The following is a 12,965-nucleotide window of genomic DNA, read 5'->3' on the forward strand; positions in this document are numbered from 1 at the left end:
CTGAGGAGTTGCTGTACCGTCGCACCCCCTCGCGGCCGTTCGCGTCGGGAACATCGGCTGCATGGACACCCTGCTCGTCGGCGAAATGGTCACCGTCGACGGGTGCCGGGACCGACAACTTCCTGCGACATGTGCAATCGCGACCGAGGCTGTCGAGCCGCCCGGGAAACAGCGGTGATCGGCCGACGCAAGCACCACCCACGCCCCTAGCCAGACAGCTCAGCGACGTCGTGCCCATAGCGTGCCCTTAAGAGCGGAAAGCAGCGGTCAACAGCGGCGCAAACCGACCCGCACGACCACCCGAAGAGATGACGTATGCCCAGGTCAGAGGCATAGCACCCGCCCAAGCGCCGTCGCTTCCCAAGCTGAGAGCGCGAGTTCGATTCTCGTCACCCGCTCCATGATTGAGGCCCAGGTCGGAGACCTGGGCCTTTTTGCTGTTCCTGCCCGTGAAGCGGCGCGGGCCGGAAAAGTTTCCGATGCGATGCAACCCGGTGCCGAGCCCGTGCGTAGAGGAGTCGACAACCACAGCTCACGGGGAGTTCCTCATGCACTCGAACCGTTCGGCCGGGCGGGCCGTCGGCCGTCTCGGGGCCGCTGTCGCGGCCTGTGTCGCTCTGCTCTCGGCCGTCGGCTGCTCGGCGGACGCGGGTACCGGCGTTCGGACGGCCGGCACACCGGACGCCGAGGCGTCCGCCGCGGCGGCCGCGAAGGCCGGGGGCGGCCACAAGGACGGCAAGGGCGACCCGTCCGGCGGCCGGTCCGCCCCGTCCGTGCCGGAGCCCGCCGTGCTCGCGCGGGCGCAGGTGCACATATCCGACGGGGACACGGTCGGTGTGGGCATGCCGATCTCCGTCACCTTCCCCCGGCCGGTCCCCACCGCCGATCGCAAGGCCGTGGAGAGCTGGCTGCGCGTGCAGACCTCCTCCGGCACCACCGGCGCCTGGAGTTGGGTGCGGGACAGGAACCTCCTGGACGGGCAGCGGGTGGACTTCCGCCCCAGTGGCACGTACTGGAAGCCGGGCACCAAGGTCACTCTGCGCCGGGGCTCGCACGGCGTGAGCCGCTTCACCATCGGCCGCTCGCTGATCGCCACCGTCGACACGAAGACGGACATGATGACCGTCGACACCGGCGGGAGGACGAACCGCGTCCCGATCACCGCGGGGAAGCCGGGGCTGGACACCTGGAAGGGGACGATGGTCGTGATGGACAAGCAGCCCAAGGTGTTCATGGACTCCCGCACCGTGGGCATGGGCCCGAACGACACGTACCACGGCTACTACTACTGGGCCCTGCACCTGACGACGTCCGGTACCTACGTGCACCAGAACCCGCACGCCGACACGGCGGCCGGGCACAGCAACGTCACCCACGGCTGCGTCGGCCTCGCCACCACCACCGCCAAGGGCTTCTACGGCCAGGTCATGGTCGGCGACGTCATCAAGGTCACCGGGTCGGACAAGGACACGGTCGCCGCCGGGAACGGCTACGGTGACTGGAACCTGACCTGGCAGCAGTGGCTCGACCACAGCGCCGCGGGCGCCACCACGACCGCATGACCCCCGTCGCAACGGCGGCGGTACACCACCCGCCCCGCGCCGCAGCGAGAGAGCACCACCAGGTGACCGAAGCCGAGTTCGACCTCTTCTACACGGCTGCCTATCCGCGGCTGGTCGGCCAGCTGTACGCCCTGACGGGCGACCAGGCAGAGGCCCAGGACGTGGTCCAGGAGGCGTTCATCCGCGCCTGGGACAGGCGGGCGTCCGTCCTGAACGGCGACCGGGATCCCGAGGCATGGCTCCGCACGGTCGCACACCGCCTGGCGATGAGCCGGTGGCGGCGAGCGCGCCACTGGTGGCAGCTGGTCCGGGGCGAGCACGCCCCGCGGCCGGTGGCCGAACCGAGCCCGGACCACGTGGCGTTGGTCGCCGCTCTGCGGTGCCTGCCGGAAGCCCAGCGGACCGCCGTCGTGCTGCATCACCTGTGCGATCTGAGCGTGGAGCAGATCGCCGCCGAGACCGGCGCGGCTCCCGGCACCATAAAGGCGCGCCTCTCACGCGGCCGCACCGCACTCGCCGCTCACCTCGTGAGCGAAGCACCGCACCCGACGGAGGAAGCCTGTGCCTGAGCAGCAGCCCCCGCAGTCGCTGACCGAGTCGGAACTGTCCGCCCGCTTCCGCCGCTTGGCCGAAGACGGCAGGGCACCGGTCCCGACCTCGGGCGCGCAGGTCAGAGACCAGGCGGTACGCCGGCGCCGCAACCGACGCGCCGCGCTCTCCGTCACCGTCGTCGCGGCGGCGGCCCTCACCGTCGTCACCACCGGCGTCCTCGACTCCCCCGCCAAGCCGGCCGCGCCTCCCGTGACGTCCGTGTCCCACACCCCCCGGCCCGTCCCGTCCCCTCCGCCCGTCCAGCGGGTGACGGTCGACCTGAACTCCCAATCCGTGGAGGTCAAGGGGACGCCGTACGGCATCGCCGTGCCCGTGCCCGTCTGCCCGATCGGCGAGACGAGGGTCACGGTCACCGCCAAGTACCGCACGCTGGCCATGCCCGGTCCGGCCGGCAGCGGCATGGCATCGCCGCTCAAGCGGTGGGCGGTCACCTTCACCGACCGCGATCACCACGAGCGGCTGCTGTTCTGGGCCCTGGACCCCTCCGAGACCTTCCTCAGCGTCGCCCGCAACACCTCCGGCTCCCTCGTCCTCCCGTACGAGACCGGCAAGGAGCTGTACGACGCCGTCGGGCCCGGCACGCGGGTGGACATCAAGGGCTGGCAGGCCGCGAACGCACAGCCCGACTCCATGTGCTCCGACCGCCGACCGGTCACCGGCACCCACTGACCACGTCATGTCAGCCGGTCGGGCAGTGCCCGGCAGCCTCGTCAGCGAGAGCACAAAGCTCACCGATGAATTCTCGGTACCGGCCGGGGGCCTCTCGGTCCGGGCGGGGGTGCGGGGGCTGCGGGCATGTGGGGGTTTCCTTTGTCGCTGCGGCCTGACGGGGCGTCAGCACCTCAGGTACTACGACGACTCCGCGGCCTCACTCTCCCTGCCCGGTGGGCTCGTCGTGGTCGTCGAGCAGGGGGCTGTGGCGTTCCGTGAGGGGGCCGACGCCGAGGTCCTCGCGCATGAGCTTGCGCATCCTGGCCGCGGCCAGGCCGCGTGCCTCCCAGCGGGCGCGGTCCTCCGGGCTGCTGACCGCGGTGCCGGCGACGTAACCGTCGCAGATGCGGCGCAGGCAGTGGAAGACGCCGTTGGACGCCTTGACGACAGGCTGGGGGGCGATGAGCCACATCCGTTCCGAGGCGATGCCTATGCCCGAGTCCCGGAACGCCTCGCGCAGCGCGAGGGCCCGCTCGTCGTCGGACGGGTGCTCCCGCTGGGCCAGGGCGCGCAGGGTCTCGCCGAGGACCTTCACGGTGGTGGTGTACTGCGTGTAGATGTCGAGCCGCAGCCGAAGGGCTTCCTTGGCGTCGTCGTGCTTCCACCGGTTCCGGTCGGCGACGACGGTGGCGACGATGCCGATCGCGGCACCGGCCAGGGTGGAGAGCAGTGGCAGCGAGTCCATGCGGGTCAGCTTGGGGCATCGGGCGGCGGGGGCACCAGGGGGGCGCCAGGCTGACCGGTGCCGGGGCGGGGTTGGTAAGGCCGGTCTGCTGTTTGCCAGTTGAGGTCGCCGGCGATGAGAGGGGAGGGTCAGGCCGAGGGCTTGGCCTACAGCAGCCAGAGCGAGCTGCCGCCCGACTCGGTGAGTTCGCGCAGGGCGCGATCGCCGGGGTGGGCGGCCGACAGGCGGTCGCGGGCGCCGGCGGCCCAGGACGGCCGGGACGCGGCAAGCGCGTTGATGAACAGGGCGAGTTGCAGGCCGAGGTCCCAGTCGGGCGGGTTGCCTGCCGCGAGGCGGTCGATGCCACGGTCGACGGCGGCGACCAGGTCGTCGTCGCACGCCGAGACGATCTCCGGGTAGAGCAGGTCGTTCGCCCCCCGGTCGAGCTGGACACGGTCCGCGATCCGGATCAGTGCGCGCGCGGCCTCGACGCGCTCGGCCGCGGTGCCCCGTTCGTCGACCATGTCACGGCTGCGGCCCACCGCCTCGGCCAGCTGCGCGAACGTGTCGTCCTGGCTGTGGAAACGGTCGTACGACTGACCGCGCCACGCCGGTTCGTCCGGCGCGCGGGCCGCGTCCACGACCGTCGCGTAGCCGATCGGGTCGGCCCATGAGGCGAGCGCGCAGCAGGAGAGGAAGCGCGCGGCGGGGTCGGCGTGCTCGTCGCGCAGGATCGTCACCAGGCCCGCCGTGCGCTCCCGGTAACCGCCGTCGAGGGCGTCCGCGATGACGTCGTCCGGGTCGGCGGGCGCGCCGTCGAAGTCGGTGAACAGGAGATCCCTCAGCACGGGATCCGGCTCCCAGGGGGCGTCGTCGGGCACGGGGGCGCTCCTTTCCGGGGTCAGGGTCGCGAGGTGGCGTAGGGACCGGTGACGTACTCCTTCGGTACGACACCGCTGATCAGCCACTCGCCGTCCCGGCGGGTGTTGAGCAGGGCCATCACCCTGTCGGTCACCTTACGTGACTTGCCCCTGCTCAGACCGAGGCCGTCGACGAAGTCGGGGACCTCGTGCGGCTTGAGCGTGGGCGGCACCTCGACAGGGTGTCCGGCGGCCCGGTCGATCTCGTCGCCGATGGATCGCTGGACCTGTGCTGGAGGGAGGACCTCGACGCCGTGCACATGCCCCGCGTCGATGTCTTTCTGGAGCCGCTGGTAGTCGAGGTCGATCTCCTGGCTCCCGTACACCTTGCCGGTGCCGTCCTTCGGCGCGAAGGAGGTGTACTGGCTGGATTCCTTGGCGGCCCTGTTCTTGCCGCCGAGCACATGCTGGAGAGGGGTGATCCCGCCGTCCGGGTCCGCCGGGACGATTCCGCTGTCCGGATCGAAGCGGGACTTCCTCAGCCCCACGGAGTTGTGGGTGCCGCCGAAGTCGTCGTCCTGGCGGATCAGGCGCAGTTGGTCCGGACCGAGCGCGTCGAGTTCGCCGGGAAGCCCGGCACCCGGCCGGGAGGACCCGGCCGGACCGGCGAAGAAGGAGCCGAGGTCACCGGCTTCCGTCGCCGCCCTGACCGTGCCCGCCCCGGCGCCGAACAGCCCGCCGAAGGCCATGCCGTAGAGACCGGCGTCGGCGGCTTCGTCGAGGCTGAAGCCCTTGCTCTCGCCCAGCGCGACGGAGACGGGCTGGGCGACGGCCAGGTCCACGGTGACGGATTCGACACCGGCGAAGGCCGCGGTGGCCAATGTGGTGCCCGCGATGGCGGCGATCTCCTCGGTCACGGCCACGCCGAGACCGGCGGCCACGTCCGCGACGGTGGCCGCGGCGGCGACCGCGGCGCCCTCCGAGATGCCCGCGGTGAACAGGGCCAGCGCGGTGCCGGCGACGAGGGTCGCCCCGACGATCTCCAGTTCGTGTTCCAGCTTCTTCCGCGCGCTGTGTACGGAGTCGGCATAGGTGTCGAGTGCCTTCGCCATGGCGCGGGCGGCCTCGGCCAGGTCCTTCAGCCAGCCGCTGCCGTCCCGGTGGTAGCGGCGCCAGAACGGATCGGCGAAGGCGGAGACGGCCTCCCCCTTGTTGTGCTCGATGAGCGACCGGGCCGCTCTGTCGGCGGCCACGGTGACATCGTCGACGTCGTCGGCGAAGCCCCGCCACGCCCTCGCCGCGTCCCGCAGTCCGCCCTCGTCGGCGGCGGGCCACCACGTGCCGGTGAGGTCCTGTACGACCTCACGGGCCTTGTCCGCGGCGCTCACCCGCCGTCGCCCGTGCCGCCGTGCCCGATGCGGACGCCGCGGAACATGTCCCGGATCAACTCCTCGTTGGCGATATGGCCGTCGGCCATGTCGGTCATCGCCTCGTGGATGCCGGCCAGGCCATCGGCCAGGATCCGCGTCGCATGCTCGATCCGCTGGACGTGCGGGCCGTACGCCTGGTGGAACTTCTCGCCCTGCTCATCGCCGCCCCACGGCGAACCGGCTGTCTCCAGGCCCTGCTTCAGCTTCGCCAGGGCATGCGCGAGGGCGACGCTCTGATGGTGGAACCGGGGTGCAGTCGCCTTGATGTCGGCAATCTTGATGTCCAGGACCTCACCGCGGTCGGTCATGACGTGCCGCTGTTCCCCTCGACTGACAGACAGTGGAGCCGCCTTGATCGGCCGCCACCACGTCACGACCGACAGCTGCCGCGCGAGAGCCGAACAAGGTCTGCGGAGTGTATAGGGACTTTGTCCCCTCATGGGAAGTTCGCGTCAACTCTGCGATGACTGACTCACCTTGTCGGGAAAGCTCCGCGCACCACGGAGTCCCCCTCAGCCGATGGTGACCACCCGCGCCCAGGACGGTGGGGTGTCCGGGGTGTGGTCGGGGTCCTCGTCGTCCGTGGGGTGGGTCGGGCGGGGGAAGAGGCCGATGACGGTGCGGCAGGGGGTGGGGCGGAGGGTCAGGCCGGGGCGGAGAAGTCCGTCGGGGGCGATCCGGGGCATGTGCCAGCGCAGCAGATCGGGGGCCAGCCGGCGCAGGTCCGCGCGCAATCGGGCGGTGAGTTCGGTGCCGTGGCGGTGGCGCACGGCGCGCAGATCGAGATCGGTGTCGATCCGGGCGGCGGCGCAGGCCCCCGCCCAGTCGCCGGCCGCACGGCGTGCGGTCGCGGTCTCGATCATGGACGGCGGCACGGCGTACTCGCGCACGCGCTGCCACATCAGCAGGTGGGGCGGAAGGTCGTCCGCGAGGTGAGGTGCCATCAGCACTCACCCTGAGCGAACGATTCCCCCAATCCGTACGAGGAGAAGTTCTTCATCGCGAGCAACATAAGCACCGCTTTGGCGATCTGTCAGTCGCGATTCCGGCGGGCGGGGCAGCCGCTCCCGTGGGCCGGGGCGCGATGACGGCGGCGGGAAATACCGTGTCGGCGCGTGGAGTTGCACCTGAGGTACTCGGCCGTACGCACTCGGGGGGTTCACGTGGACCGTTCGTTTCTCTTCCTTCTCGCCAGCGCCCGGCAGGGCGGCAACAGCGAGCTGCTGGCCCGGGCCGCGGCCGAGCAGCTGCCGGCGGCGACCGAGCGGCGCTGGCTGGATCTGACGCGGCTGCCGCTGCCCGACTTCGTGGACACCCGGCACGCCGACATGCCCTGGCCGGAGCAGGAGAACGAGGAGACGCTGCGGCAGGCGACGCTCGCCGCCACCGACATCGTGATCGTCTCCCCGCTGTACTGGTACTCCGTGTCCTCGTACGCCAAGCGCTATCTCGACTACTGGTCGAAGTGGCTGTCCACGCCGGACCCGGGCTTCAAGGCGGCGATGGCCGGGCGCACCCTGTGGGGCGTGACGGCGATGGCGCACCGCGAGGAGAACGTGGCCCGGCCGCTGGAGCTCACCCTGCACCACTCGGCCGCCTATCTGGGGATGAACTTCGGCGGCGTGCTGCTCGGCAACGGCACCGAGCCGGGGCAGGTGCTCGACGACGAGCGGGCGGTCGTACGGGCCAAGACGTTCTTCGCCCGTGAGGCCCGGCCGGCCCTCTACCCGGACTACCCGGAAGGGGACTAGGGCGACGGCTGTACGCCGGGCTTCGGGGCCGGGCCGCCGGGAGCGGCTCAGTCGCCGTCCCCCTGACACCGCGGGCACCACACCGTCCCCCGGCCTCCCATGCGCGTGCGGCGCAGCGGGGTGCCGCAGCGCGGGCACACCGGGTCCGGGTCGTCGCGGTGGCCGGTGAGCCAGGAGGCGCTGGGCGGGACCCGGCCGGCGGGCACCGCGGAGCGCAGGGTGGCGCGCATCCGGGCGTGCAGGCGGCGCAGTTCGGCCGGGGTGAGATCGCGGGCCCGGCGGTCGGGGCGCAGCCGGGCCCGCCACAGGATCTCGTCGGCGAGCAGGTTGCCGAGGCCGGCGAGGACGGACTGGTCGGTGAGCGTGGTCTTGAGCCGGCCGCGGCGGGTGGCGAGGGCGGCCGCGAGGTCGTCCCGGCCGACCGTCAGCGCGTCGGGGCCCTGGCGCGCGAGCAGCCGGTCGAGGTCCGACTCGTCGTGGGCCAGCCACAGGCCGCGGAGTTTGCGCTGGTCGCGGTAGCGGAGGCGGTGGCCGTCGTCCAGCGTGAACAGGACGCGGTCATGGGCCTGGGGCGGGGTGGCCGGGGCGTCCGGCGCGGCGTCCGGGCCAGCGGCCGGGGCGTCCGGGTCGTCGCACAGCAGCAGGCCGGTCATGCCGAAGTGCAGCAGCAGGGTGGGTCCGTCGGTCCGGGCCAGCAGCCACTTGCCGCTCCGGCTCGGCGAACCGCCGCCCCTCCAGCGCGTCACGCAGCCCGCGCGCGCCGACGCCGTGCAGGACACCGGTGTCGCGGACCTCGACCCGCCGTACGACGCGGCCCCGGGCGCAGGACTCCAGCACCCGGCGGAACCCCTCGACGTCCGGCAGCTCAGGCATGACGCGGGCGGGCGCGCGGACCGGTCCGCGGGGCGGGGATGCCAGGGTTCATGGGAACCTCCCTCGATCCGGGCCGGACCCGCCGAACGGGGCGGCCCCGTCCCCCTCGCCGCTCCCGCCGCCCTCTCGGCTTTCCCGGCTCTCTCCCCCTACGCCTTCCCCGCCGACGCCGCCGGCACCACCGCCGCGAGGATCTCCCGCACCCGCTCGGCGATGTCGGCGCGGTCGTTGAGCACCCAGGACATGTGCTGGGCGCCGAAGAAGGCGGAGACGAGGACCCGGGCGGTGGCCTCGGGGTTCACGGACCCGGGGAGCTGCCCCGCCTCATGGGCCTGGCGGAGCCAGCCGGTCACGGACTCGGTGTAGCCGAGGTACGGCATCGGCAGCTCGGCGCCGATCAGCGAGCGCTCGATCTGGAGCCGCGCGCCCGCCTGCACCATCGTCTCGTCGCGGAAGGCGACCGCGGTGCGCGTCAGCAGCTGTGCCACCGCGGCCAGCGGGGGCAGGCCGGCGTCCTTCACCTCCTGCCCGATGATCCCGAGCAGGTGGTAGAACTCCTCGGCGACCGCCAGGGCGAGCGCCTCCTTGTTGGCGAAGTGGAAGTAGACCGCGCCCTTGGTCACCCCCGCCAGCTCGGCCACGTCCTGCACGGTCACGGTGGGAAAGCCCCGGGTGGCGAACGCCTCCGCCGCGGCGTCGAGCACCTGCCCCGGGTCCGCACGGCACGCTGCTGCTTGAGGCCCGTGTCCCGGTGCCGGGGGGCGGTGCCCCGGTCGGGCAGGGGCCTGGGGGCACTGGGTTCCACGGCCATGCTGTCCATCCTCCGGGCGCTCCTTGAAAGATACCTTCGGGAATGTATTGTAAGCGGCGGTCCGACGTCAGGAAGAGTCGTGCCGGTGTTGCTCGTCCGAGGGGTGGTCGCCGTAGGCGTAGCAGTCGCGCGGGTCGACGCCGGGATACCCGGCGAGCAGCCGCAGTGCCGCCGCCCGCTTGCCCTCGCCGATCACCGGCTCGGTCAGCTCGCCGGTGTAGCGGCCCTCGCGCACGACGGGCGCGCTGCACAGGACGTGCCGGGCGCCGATGTGCTCCGCGAGGGGGTCGAGGCAGGGCGCGAAGGACCCCGAGACCAGCGCGATCTCGGCGCCGGCGGCCCGGTGCCGGGCCAGTTCGGCCGCAGTGGAGGCGATGAAGAACCCGGGGTCCGCGGCGGCGAGGGAGAACCACTCCCTGCCGAGGGCGGCCGTCTCGGCCACGCCCTCCCCGGCGTAGGCGCGGTAGTAGGCCCGGTTCACGTCCTCGCGGCGCGCGCCCCGCGCGGCCCGCTCCCGCAGTTCCCCGGCGATCCGCTGGTACCGCTCCTCCCCCGCGTCCCCGTGCCGCCGCACCAGCCGGAAGCGCAGGAAGTCGAACATGCTCTTGCGGTCGATCAGCGTCTCGTCGACATCGCAGAAGACCAGGTGGGCGGGTTGCCCCCGGTCCTCGGCCAGCGCCGTGCTCCCCGTTCCTGCCAGCACCGTCATCGTCGGAACCTCCCCTCGGGGCCCGGCGGGGTGCCGGGCGCTGATAAAAATTCCTTCGCGAAGGTATCACCTCGGCTTGTGCACCAGAAGGGTGTTTTCCCGAGCCGGTCCCCGCGGCGGGGCCGTGCGGCCCGGCCGGTCCGGCACGCGCGAAAAAGTGCAGCGGCCGGGACACATCTCCTCGTACGGCGGCACTAATGTGGTCCTACGAGGTGAACGGCGCCGGATCCATGGTGGGCGGGCGTCGGGCCCCTCGCCGCAGTCCCTGGAACGAAGGTGTCAATGCCCGCTGAGAGCGCCCCCGGCGTCGGCAATCTCGACGACGACGACTACCCCGCCTACACCATGGGGCGGGCCGCCGCCGTCCTCGGCATCACCCCCGCCTTCCTGCGGGCCGTGGGCCGGACCGGACTGATCGTCCCGCTGCGTTCGGAGGGCGGGCACCGCCGTTACTCCCGTCGGCAGCTGCGCGTCGCCGCCCGCGCCCGGGAGCTGGTCGACCAGGGCACTCCGGTGGAGGCCGCGTGCCGCATCGTCTCGCTGGAGGACCAGCTGACGGACGCCCGCCGGCTGAACCAGGAACTGCGTCGGAAGCTGGACGCGCGCGGTACCGATATCTAGTCCCGCCGGTGCAGAATTGCTGAGCACGGTGGGACGAGAATCGGCCGGACCGCCGGAAAACCCCACGGTGCCGCCAGGGGACGTGTGTTAGCGTGATACGCGTTGCAGTTTTGGTTGCCAGAGAATTTTTTCTTTGCAGAGCTTTCCGGATCTTTCCGGAGGGGTGATCACAGCGGCGACTCGGCTTCGCAAGGTGCGAAGTCCGGCACTGCCCCCAAAGGGAGATTCACATGGCAACTGGCACCGTGAAGTGGTTCAACTCGGAAAAGGGTTTCGGCTTCATCGAGCAGGACGGCGGCGGCGCTGACGTGTTCGCCCACTACTCGAACATCGCCACCTCCGGCTTCCGTGAGCTTCAGGAAGGCCAGAAGGTCAGCTTCGACGTCACGCAGGGCCAGAAGGGCCCGCAGGCCGAGAACATCGTTCCGGTCGCCTGACGCTGACACGCGTCGTCGCGAGCCGAGCGGCTCGCACATCATGAGGCTGGGGCCCGCGCTCTCGGGGTGCGGGCCCCAGCTCATTGTCTTTTTCCGGGCCCCGGCCTTTTCCTGGACGACTCCAGTGCCAAGGCGGACGTCTCCAGCGCCAAGAGCGGCCCGGCTCTTCACCATTTCTTCGGCTCATTCTTGCGAATCCTCACGCGGTCGGCACCGCCGGACGGAATTCCTCGATACGCCGCATCGAGGAGGGTTCCCCCATGAACCGCACCCGTCGCACCAACGGCACCACCGGTGACCTCCGCGCCCCCCGCAGGTCCGCGCGCCCCCGTCCCGGCACCGGCGGCCGCAAGACCGGCCAGAGCGCCCGGCCCGCCGCGCGCCGGCAGGAGTTCGCCCTGCCCACCACGGTCACCGAACCGCTGCCCGCGGTCGAGGCGTTCGCCGATCTCGACATGTCCGAGCAGCTGCTGAAGGCACTGGTCGACGAGGGCGTGACCGAGCCCTTCCCGATCCAGGCGGCCACCCTGCCGAACGCGCTCGCGGGCCGCGACGTCCTGGGCCGGGGCCGTACCGGCTCGGGCAAGACGCTCGCCTTCGGCCTGCCCGTGCTGGCCCGGCTGCAGGGGCAGCGGGCCCAGCCCAAGCAGCCCCTCGCCCTGGTCCTCGTACCGACCCGGGAACTGGCCACGCAGGTCACCGACTCGCTCGCCCCGTACGCCCGCGCCCTGCACGTGCGGTTCGCCACGGTGGTGGGCGGTGTGTCGATCGGCCGCCAGACCAGCGCGCTGCGCGCCGGCGCGGAGGTCGTGGTCGCCACCCCCGGCCGCCTCAAGGACCTGATCGACCGCGGTGCCTGCCGTCTCGACCACGTCGCCGTCACCGTCCTCGACGAGGCGGACCAGATGGCCGACATGGGCTTCATGCCGCAGGTGACCGCACTGCTCGACCAGGTCCCGGCCCGTGGTCAGCGGCTGCTGTTCTCGGCCACCCTGGACCGCAACATCGACCTCCTGGTGCGGCGTTACCTGCACGACCCGGTCGTGCACTCGGTCGACCCGTCCGCCGGCGCGGTCACCACGATGGAGCACCACCTGCTCCAGGTGCGGGACACCGAGAAGCACGACGCCGTGACCGAGATCGCCGCCCGCGACGGCCGCGTGATCATGTTCCTGGACACCAAGCACGCGGCGGACCGGCTGGCCAAGCACCTGCTGTCCGTCGGGGTGCGCGCGGCGGCCCTGCACGGCGGCAAGTCCCAGCCGCAGCGTGACCGTACGCTGGCGCAGTTCAAGAACGGCCAGGTCACGGCGCTGGTGGCGACCAACGTCGCCGCCCGCGGCATCCATGTCGAGGGCCTCGACCTCGTCGTGAACGTCGACCCCCCGGCCGACCACAAGGACTACCTGCACCGCGGCGGCCGTACCGCCCGCGCGGGCGAGTCCGGCACCGTCGTCACCCTGGTGCTGCCGCACCAGCGGCGCGCGATGGACCGGCTGATGACCGACGCCGACATCACCCCGCGCACCGCCCGGGTGCGCCCCGGCGAGGACGAGCTCCAGCGCATCACCGGCGCCCGGACGCCCTCCGGCATACCGGTCGTCCTCGCCGTACCGGCCGACGACCGCCGCGAGAGCGGCGAGGGTTCCACCGGCCGTCGCCGGGGCCGTGGCCGGGGCCGCGGCGGCCAGGGCGGCGCCGGACGCGCCACGGGCCAGGCGACCGGCCGCGGCGGCGCGAACGGGCAGGGCGCGGGCCGGAGCAGGAGCGGCCAGGGTGCCGCCGTGCGCGGCGAGAGCGGTGGCGGCCAGGGCGGTCAGGGTGCCGCCGGCCGCGGCGGGAACGGCCGGGGCGGGGCGCAGGCGCGCCGGCCCCGCAGGACCAACCCGTAGCCGGTACGCGCTGACGGGACGGGCCTTGGAGT

At 72.2% G+C, this 12,965-nt stretch carries 13 protein-coding genes and 2 pseudogenes; 7 read left to right on the plus strand and 8 right to left on the minus strand.

What is annotated here, in order from left to right:
- Positions 1–548 precede the first annotated feature (548 nt).
- From GHR20_RS17355 to GHR20_RS17365, 3 genes are all read left to right on the plus strand, one after another.
- On the plus strand, positions 549–1,562 hold the full coding sequence (locus GHR20_RS17355) for a L,D-transpeptidase (protein ID WP_153813679.1): 1,014 nt from the start codon (positions 549–551) through the stop codon (positions 1,560–1,562).
- Positions 1,563–1,624: 62 nt separating this feature from the next.
- Positions 1,625–2,131, plus strand: a complete 507-nt coding sequence (locus GHR20_RS17360; protein WP_241670633.1) for a SigE family RNA polymerase sigma factor — start codon at positions 1,625–1,627, stop codon at positions 2,129–2,131.
- Positions 2,124–2,843 carry a hypothetical protein gene (locus GHR20_RS17365; protein ID WP_153813680.1) on the plus strand — a complete coding sequence of 240 codons (720 nt, stop codon included), beginning with the start codon at positions 2,124–2,126 and terminating at the stop codon, positions 2,841–2,843. Before GHR20_RS17360 ends, GHR20_RS17365 begins: the two co-directional genes overlap by 8 nt.
- 199 nt (positions 2,844–3,042) lie before the next feature.
- On the opposite strand, the gene GHR20_RS17370 is transcribed toward GHR20_RS17365, so the two are convergent.
- The 5 genes and pseudogenes from GHR20_RS17370 to GHR20_RS17390 all read right to left on the minus strand — a co-directional run.
- Positions 3,043–3,570 (minus strand): hypothetical protein, encoded by a 528-nt coding sequence (locus GHR20_RS17370; protein ID WP_243878058.1) that lies wholly within the window; start codon positions 3,568–3,570, stop codon positions 3,043–3,045.
- 146 nt (positions 3,571–3,716) lie between these two features.
- A complete protein-coding gene (locus tag GHR20_RS17375; protein ID WP_153813681.1) occupies positions 3,717–4,430 on the minus strand; it encodes a hypothetical protein in 714 nt (237 codons plus the stop codon).
- Between the two features lie 20 nt (positions 4,431–4,450).
- A complete protein-coding gene (locus GHR20_RS36800) occupies positions 4,451–5,797 on the minus strand; it encodes a hypothetical protein (RefSeq protein WP_194858905.1) in 1,347 nt (448 codons plus the stop codon).
- The gene (locus GHR20_RS17385; protein ID WP_153813682.1) at positions 5,794–6,147 is read right to left on the minus strand and encodes a hypothetical protein; all 354 of its coding nucleotides are present in this window, start codon (positions 6,145–6,147) and stop codon (positions 5,794–5,796) included. Before GHR20_RS17385 ends, GHR20_RS36800 begins: the two co-directional genes overlap by 4 nt.
- A 330-nt stretch (positions 6,148–6,477) precedes the next feature.
- Positions 6,478–6,783: pseudogene (locus GHR20_RS17390) on the minus strand (hypothetical protein); the annotation flags it as partial.
- A 219-nt stretch (positions 6,784–7,002) separates the two neighbouring features.
- On the opposite strand from GHR20_RS17390, the gene GHR20_RS17395 reads away from it, so the two are divergent.
- Entirely contained in the window at positions 7,003–7,590 is a 588-nt protein-coding gene (locus GHR20_RS17395; protein WP_153813683.1) for an NAD(P)H-dependent oxidoreductase, read from the plus strand.
- Between the two features lie 47 nt (positions 7,591–7,637).
- Here the strand turns inward: GHR20_RS17395 and GHR20_RS17400 are convergent.
- The 3 genes and pseudogenes from GHR20_RS17400 to GHR20_RS17410 form a co-directional block, all read right to left on the minus strand.
- Positions 7,638–8,463, minus strand: a pseudogene (locus tag GHR20_RS17400) (DNA-formamidopyrimidine glycosylase family protein).
- Positions 8,464–8,612: 149 nt separating this feature from the next.
- A complete protein-coding gene (locus GHR20_RS17405; RefSeq protein ID WP_243878059.1) occupies positions 8,613–9,167 on the minus strand; it encodes a ScbR family autoregulator-binding transcription factor in 555 nt (184 codons plus the stop codon).
- A gap of 174 nt (positions 9,168–9,341) precedes the next feature.
- Positions 9,342–9,983 (minus strand): HAD-IB family hydrolase, encoded by a 642-nt coding sequence (locus tag GHR20_RS17410; RefSeq protein ID WP_153813684.1) that lies wholly within the window; start codon positions 9,981–9,983, stop codon positions 9,342–9,344.
- Positions 9,984–10,265: 282 nt separating this feature from the next.
- Here GHR20_RS17410 and GHR20_RS17415 point away from each other — a divergent pair, with 282 nt between their 5' ends.
- The 3 genes from GHR20_RS17415 (at position 10,266) to GHR20_RS17425 (ending at position 12,933) form a co-directional block, all read left to right on the plus strand.
- Positions 10,266–10,604 carry a MerR family transcriptional regulator gene (locus GHR20_RS17415; protein ID WP_153813685.1) on the plus strand — a complete coding sequence of 113 codons (339 nt, stop codon included), beginning with the start codon at positions 10,266–10,268 and terminating at the stop codon, positions 10,602–10,604.
- A 230-nt stretch (positions 10,605–10,834) separates the two neighbouring features.
- Positions 10,835–11,041, plus strand: a complete 207-nt coding sequence (locus GHR20_RS17420; RefSeq protein WP_111583233.1) for a cold-shock protein — start codon at positions 10,835–10,837, stop codon at positions 11,039–11,041.
- Positions 11,042–11,301: 260 nt separating this feature from the next.
- Entirely contained in the window at positions 11,302–12,933 is a 1,632-nt protein-coding gene (locus GHR20_RS17425) for a DEAD/DEAH box helicase (protein ID WP_111583234.1), read from the plus strand.
- The last annotated feature ends 32 nt before the right edge of the window (positions 12,934–12,965 follow it).

The sequence above is a fragment of the Streptomyces sp. SUK 48 genome (assembly GCF_009650765.1).
In the GTDB taxonomy this organism is placed as follows: Bacteria; Actinomycetota; Actinomycetes; order Streptomycetales; family Streptomycetaceae; genus Streptomyces.

What these genes read in the sequence shown, in the direction of transcription:
- GHR20_RS17355 (WP_153813679.1), top strand. Translation starts at nt 549, where the DNA reads ATGCACTCGAACCGTTCGGCCGGGCGGGCCGTCGGCCGTCTCGGGGCC.
- GHR20_RS17370 (WP_243878058.1), bottom strand. Translation starts at nt 3,570, where the DNA reads ATGGACTCGCTGCCACTGCTCTCCACCCTGGCCGGTGCCGCGATCGGC.
- GHR20_RS17385 (WP_153813682.1), bottom strand. Translation starts at nt 6,147, where the DNA reads ATGACCGACCGCGGTGAGGTCCTGGACATCAAGATTGCCGACATCAAG.
- GHR20_RS17410 (WP_153813684.1), bottom strand. Translation starts at nt 9,983, where the DNA reads ATGACGGTGCTGGCAGGAACGGGGAGCACGGCGCTGGCCGAGGACCGG.
- GHR20_RS17415 (WP_153813685.1), top strand. Translation starts at nt 10,266, where the DNA reads ATGCCCGCTGAGAGCGCCCCCGGCGTCGGCAATCTCGACGACGACGAC.
- GHR20_RS17420 (WP_111583233.1), top strand. Translation starts at nt 10,835, where the DNA reads ATGGCAACTGGCACCGTGAAGTGGTTCAACTCGGAAAAGGGTTTCGGC.
- GHR20_RS17425 (WP_111583234.1), top strand. Translation starts at nt 11,302, where the DNA reads ATGAACCGCACCCGTCGCACCAACGGCACCACCGGTGACCTCCGCGCC.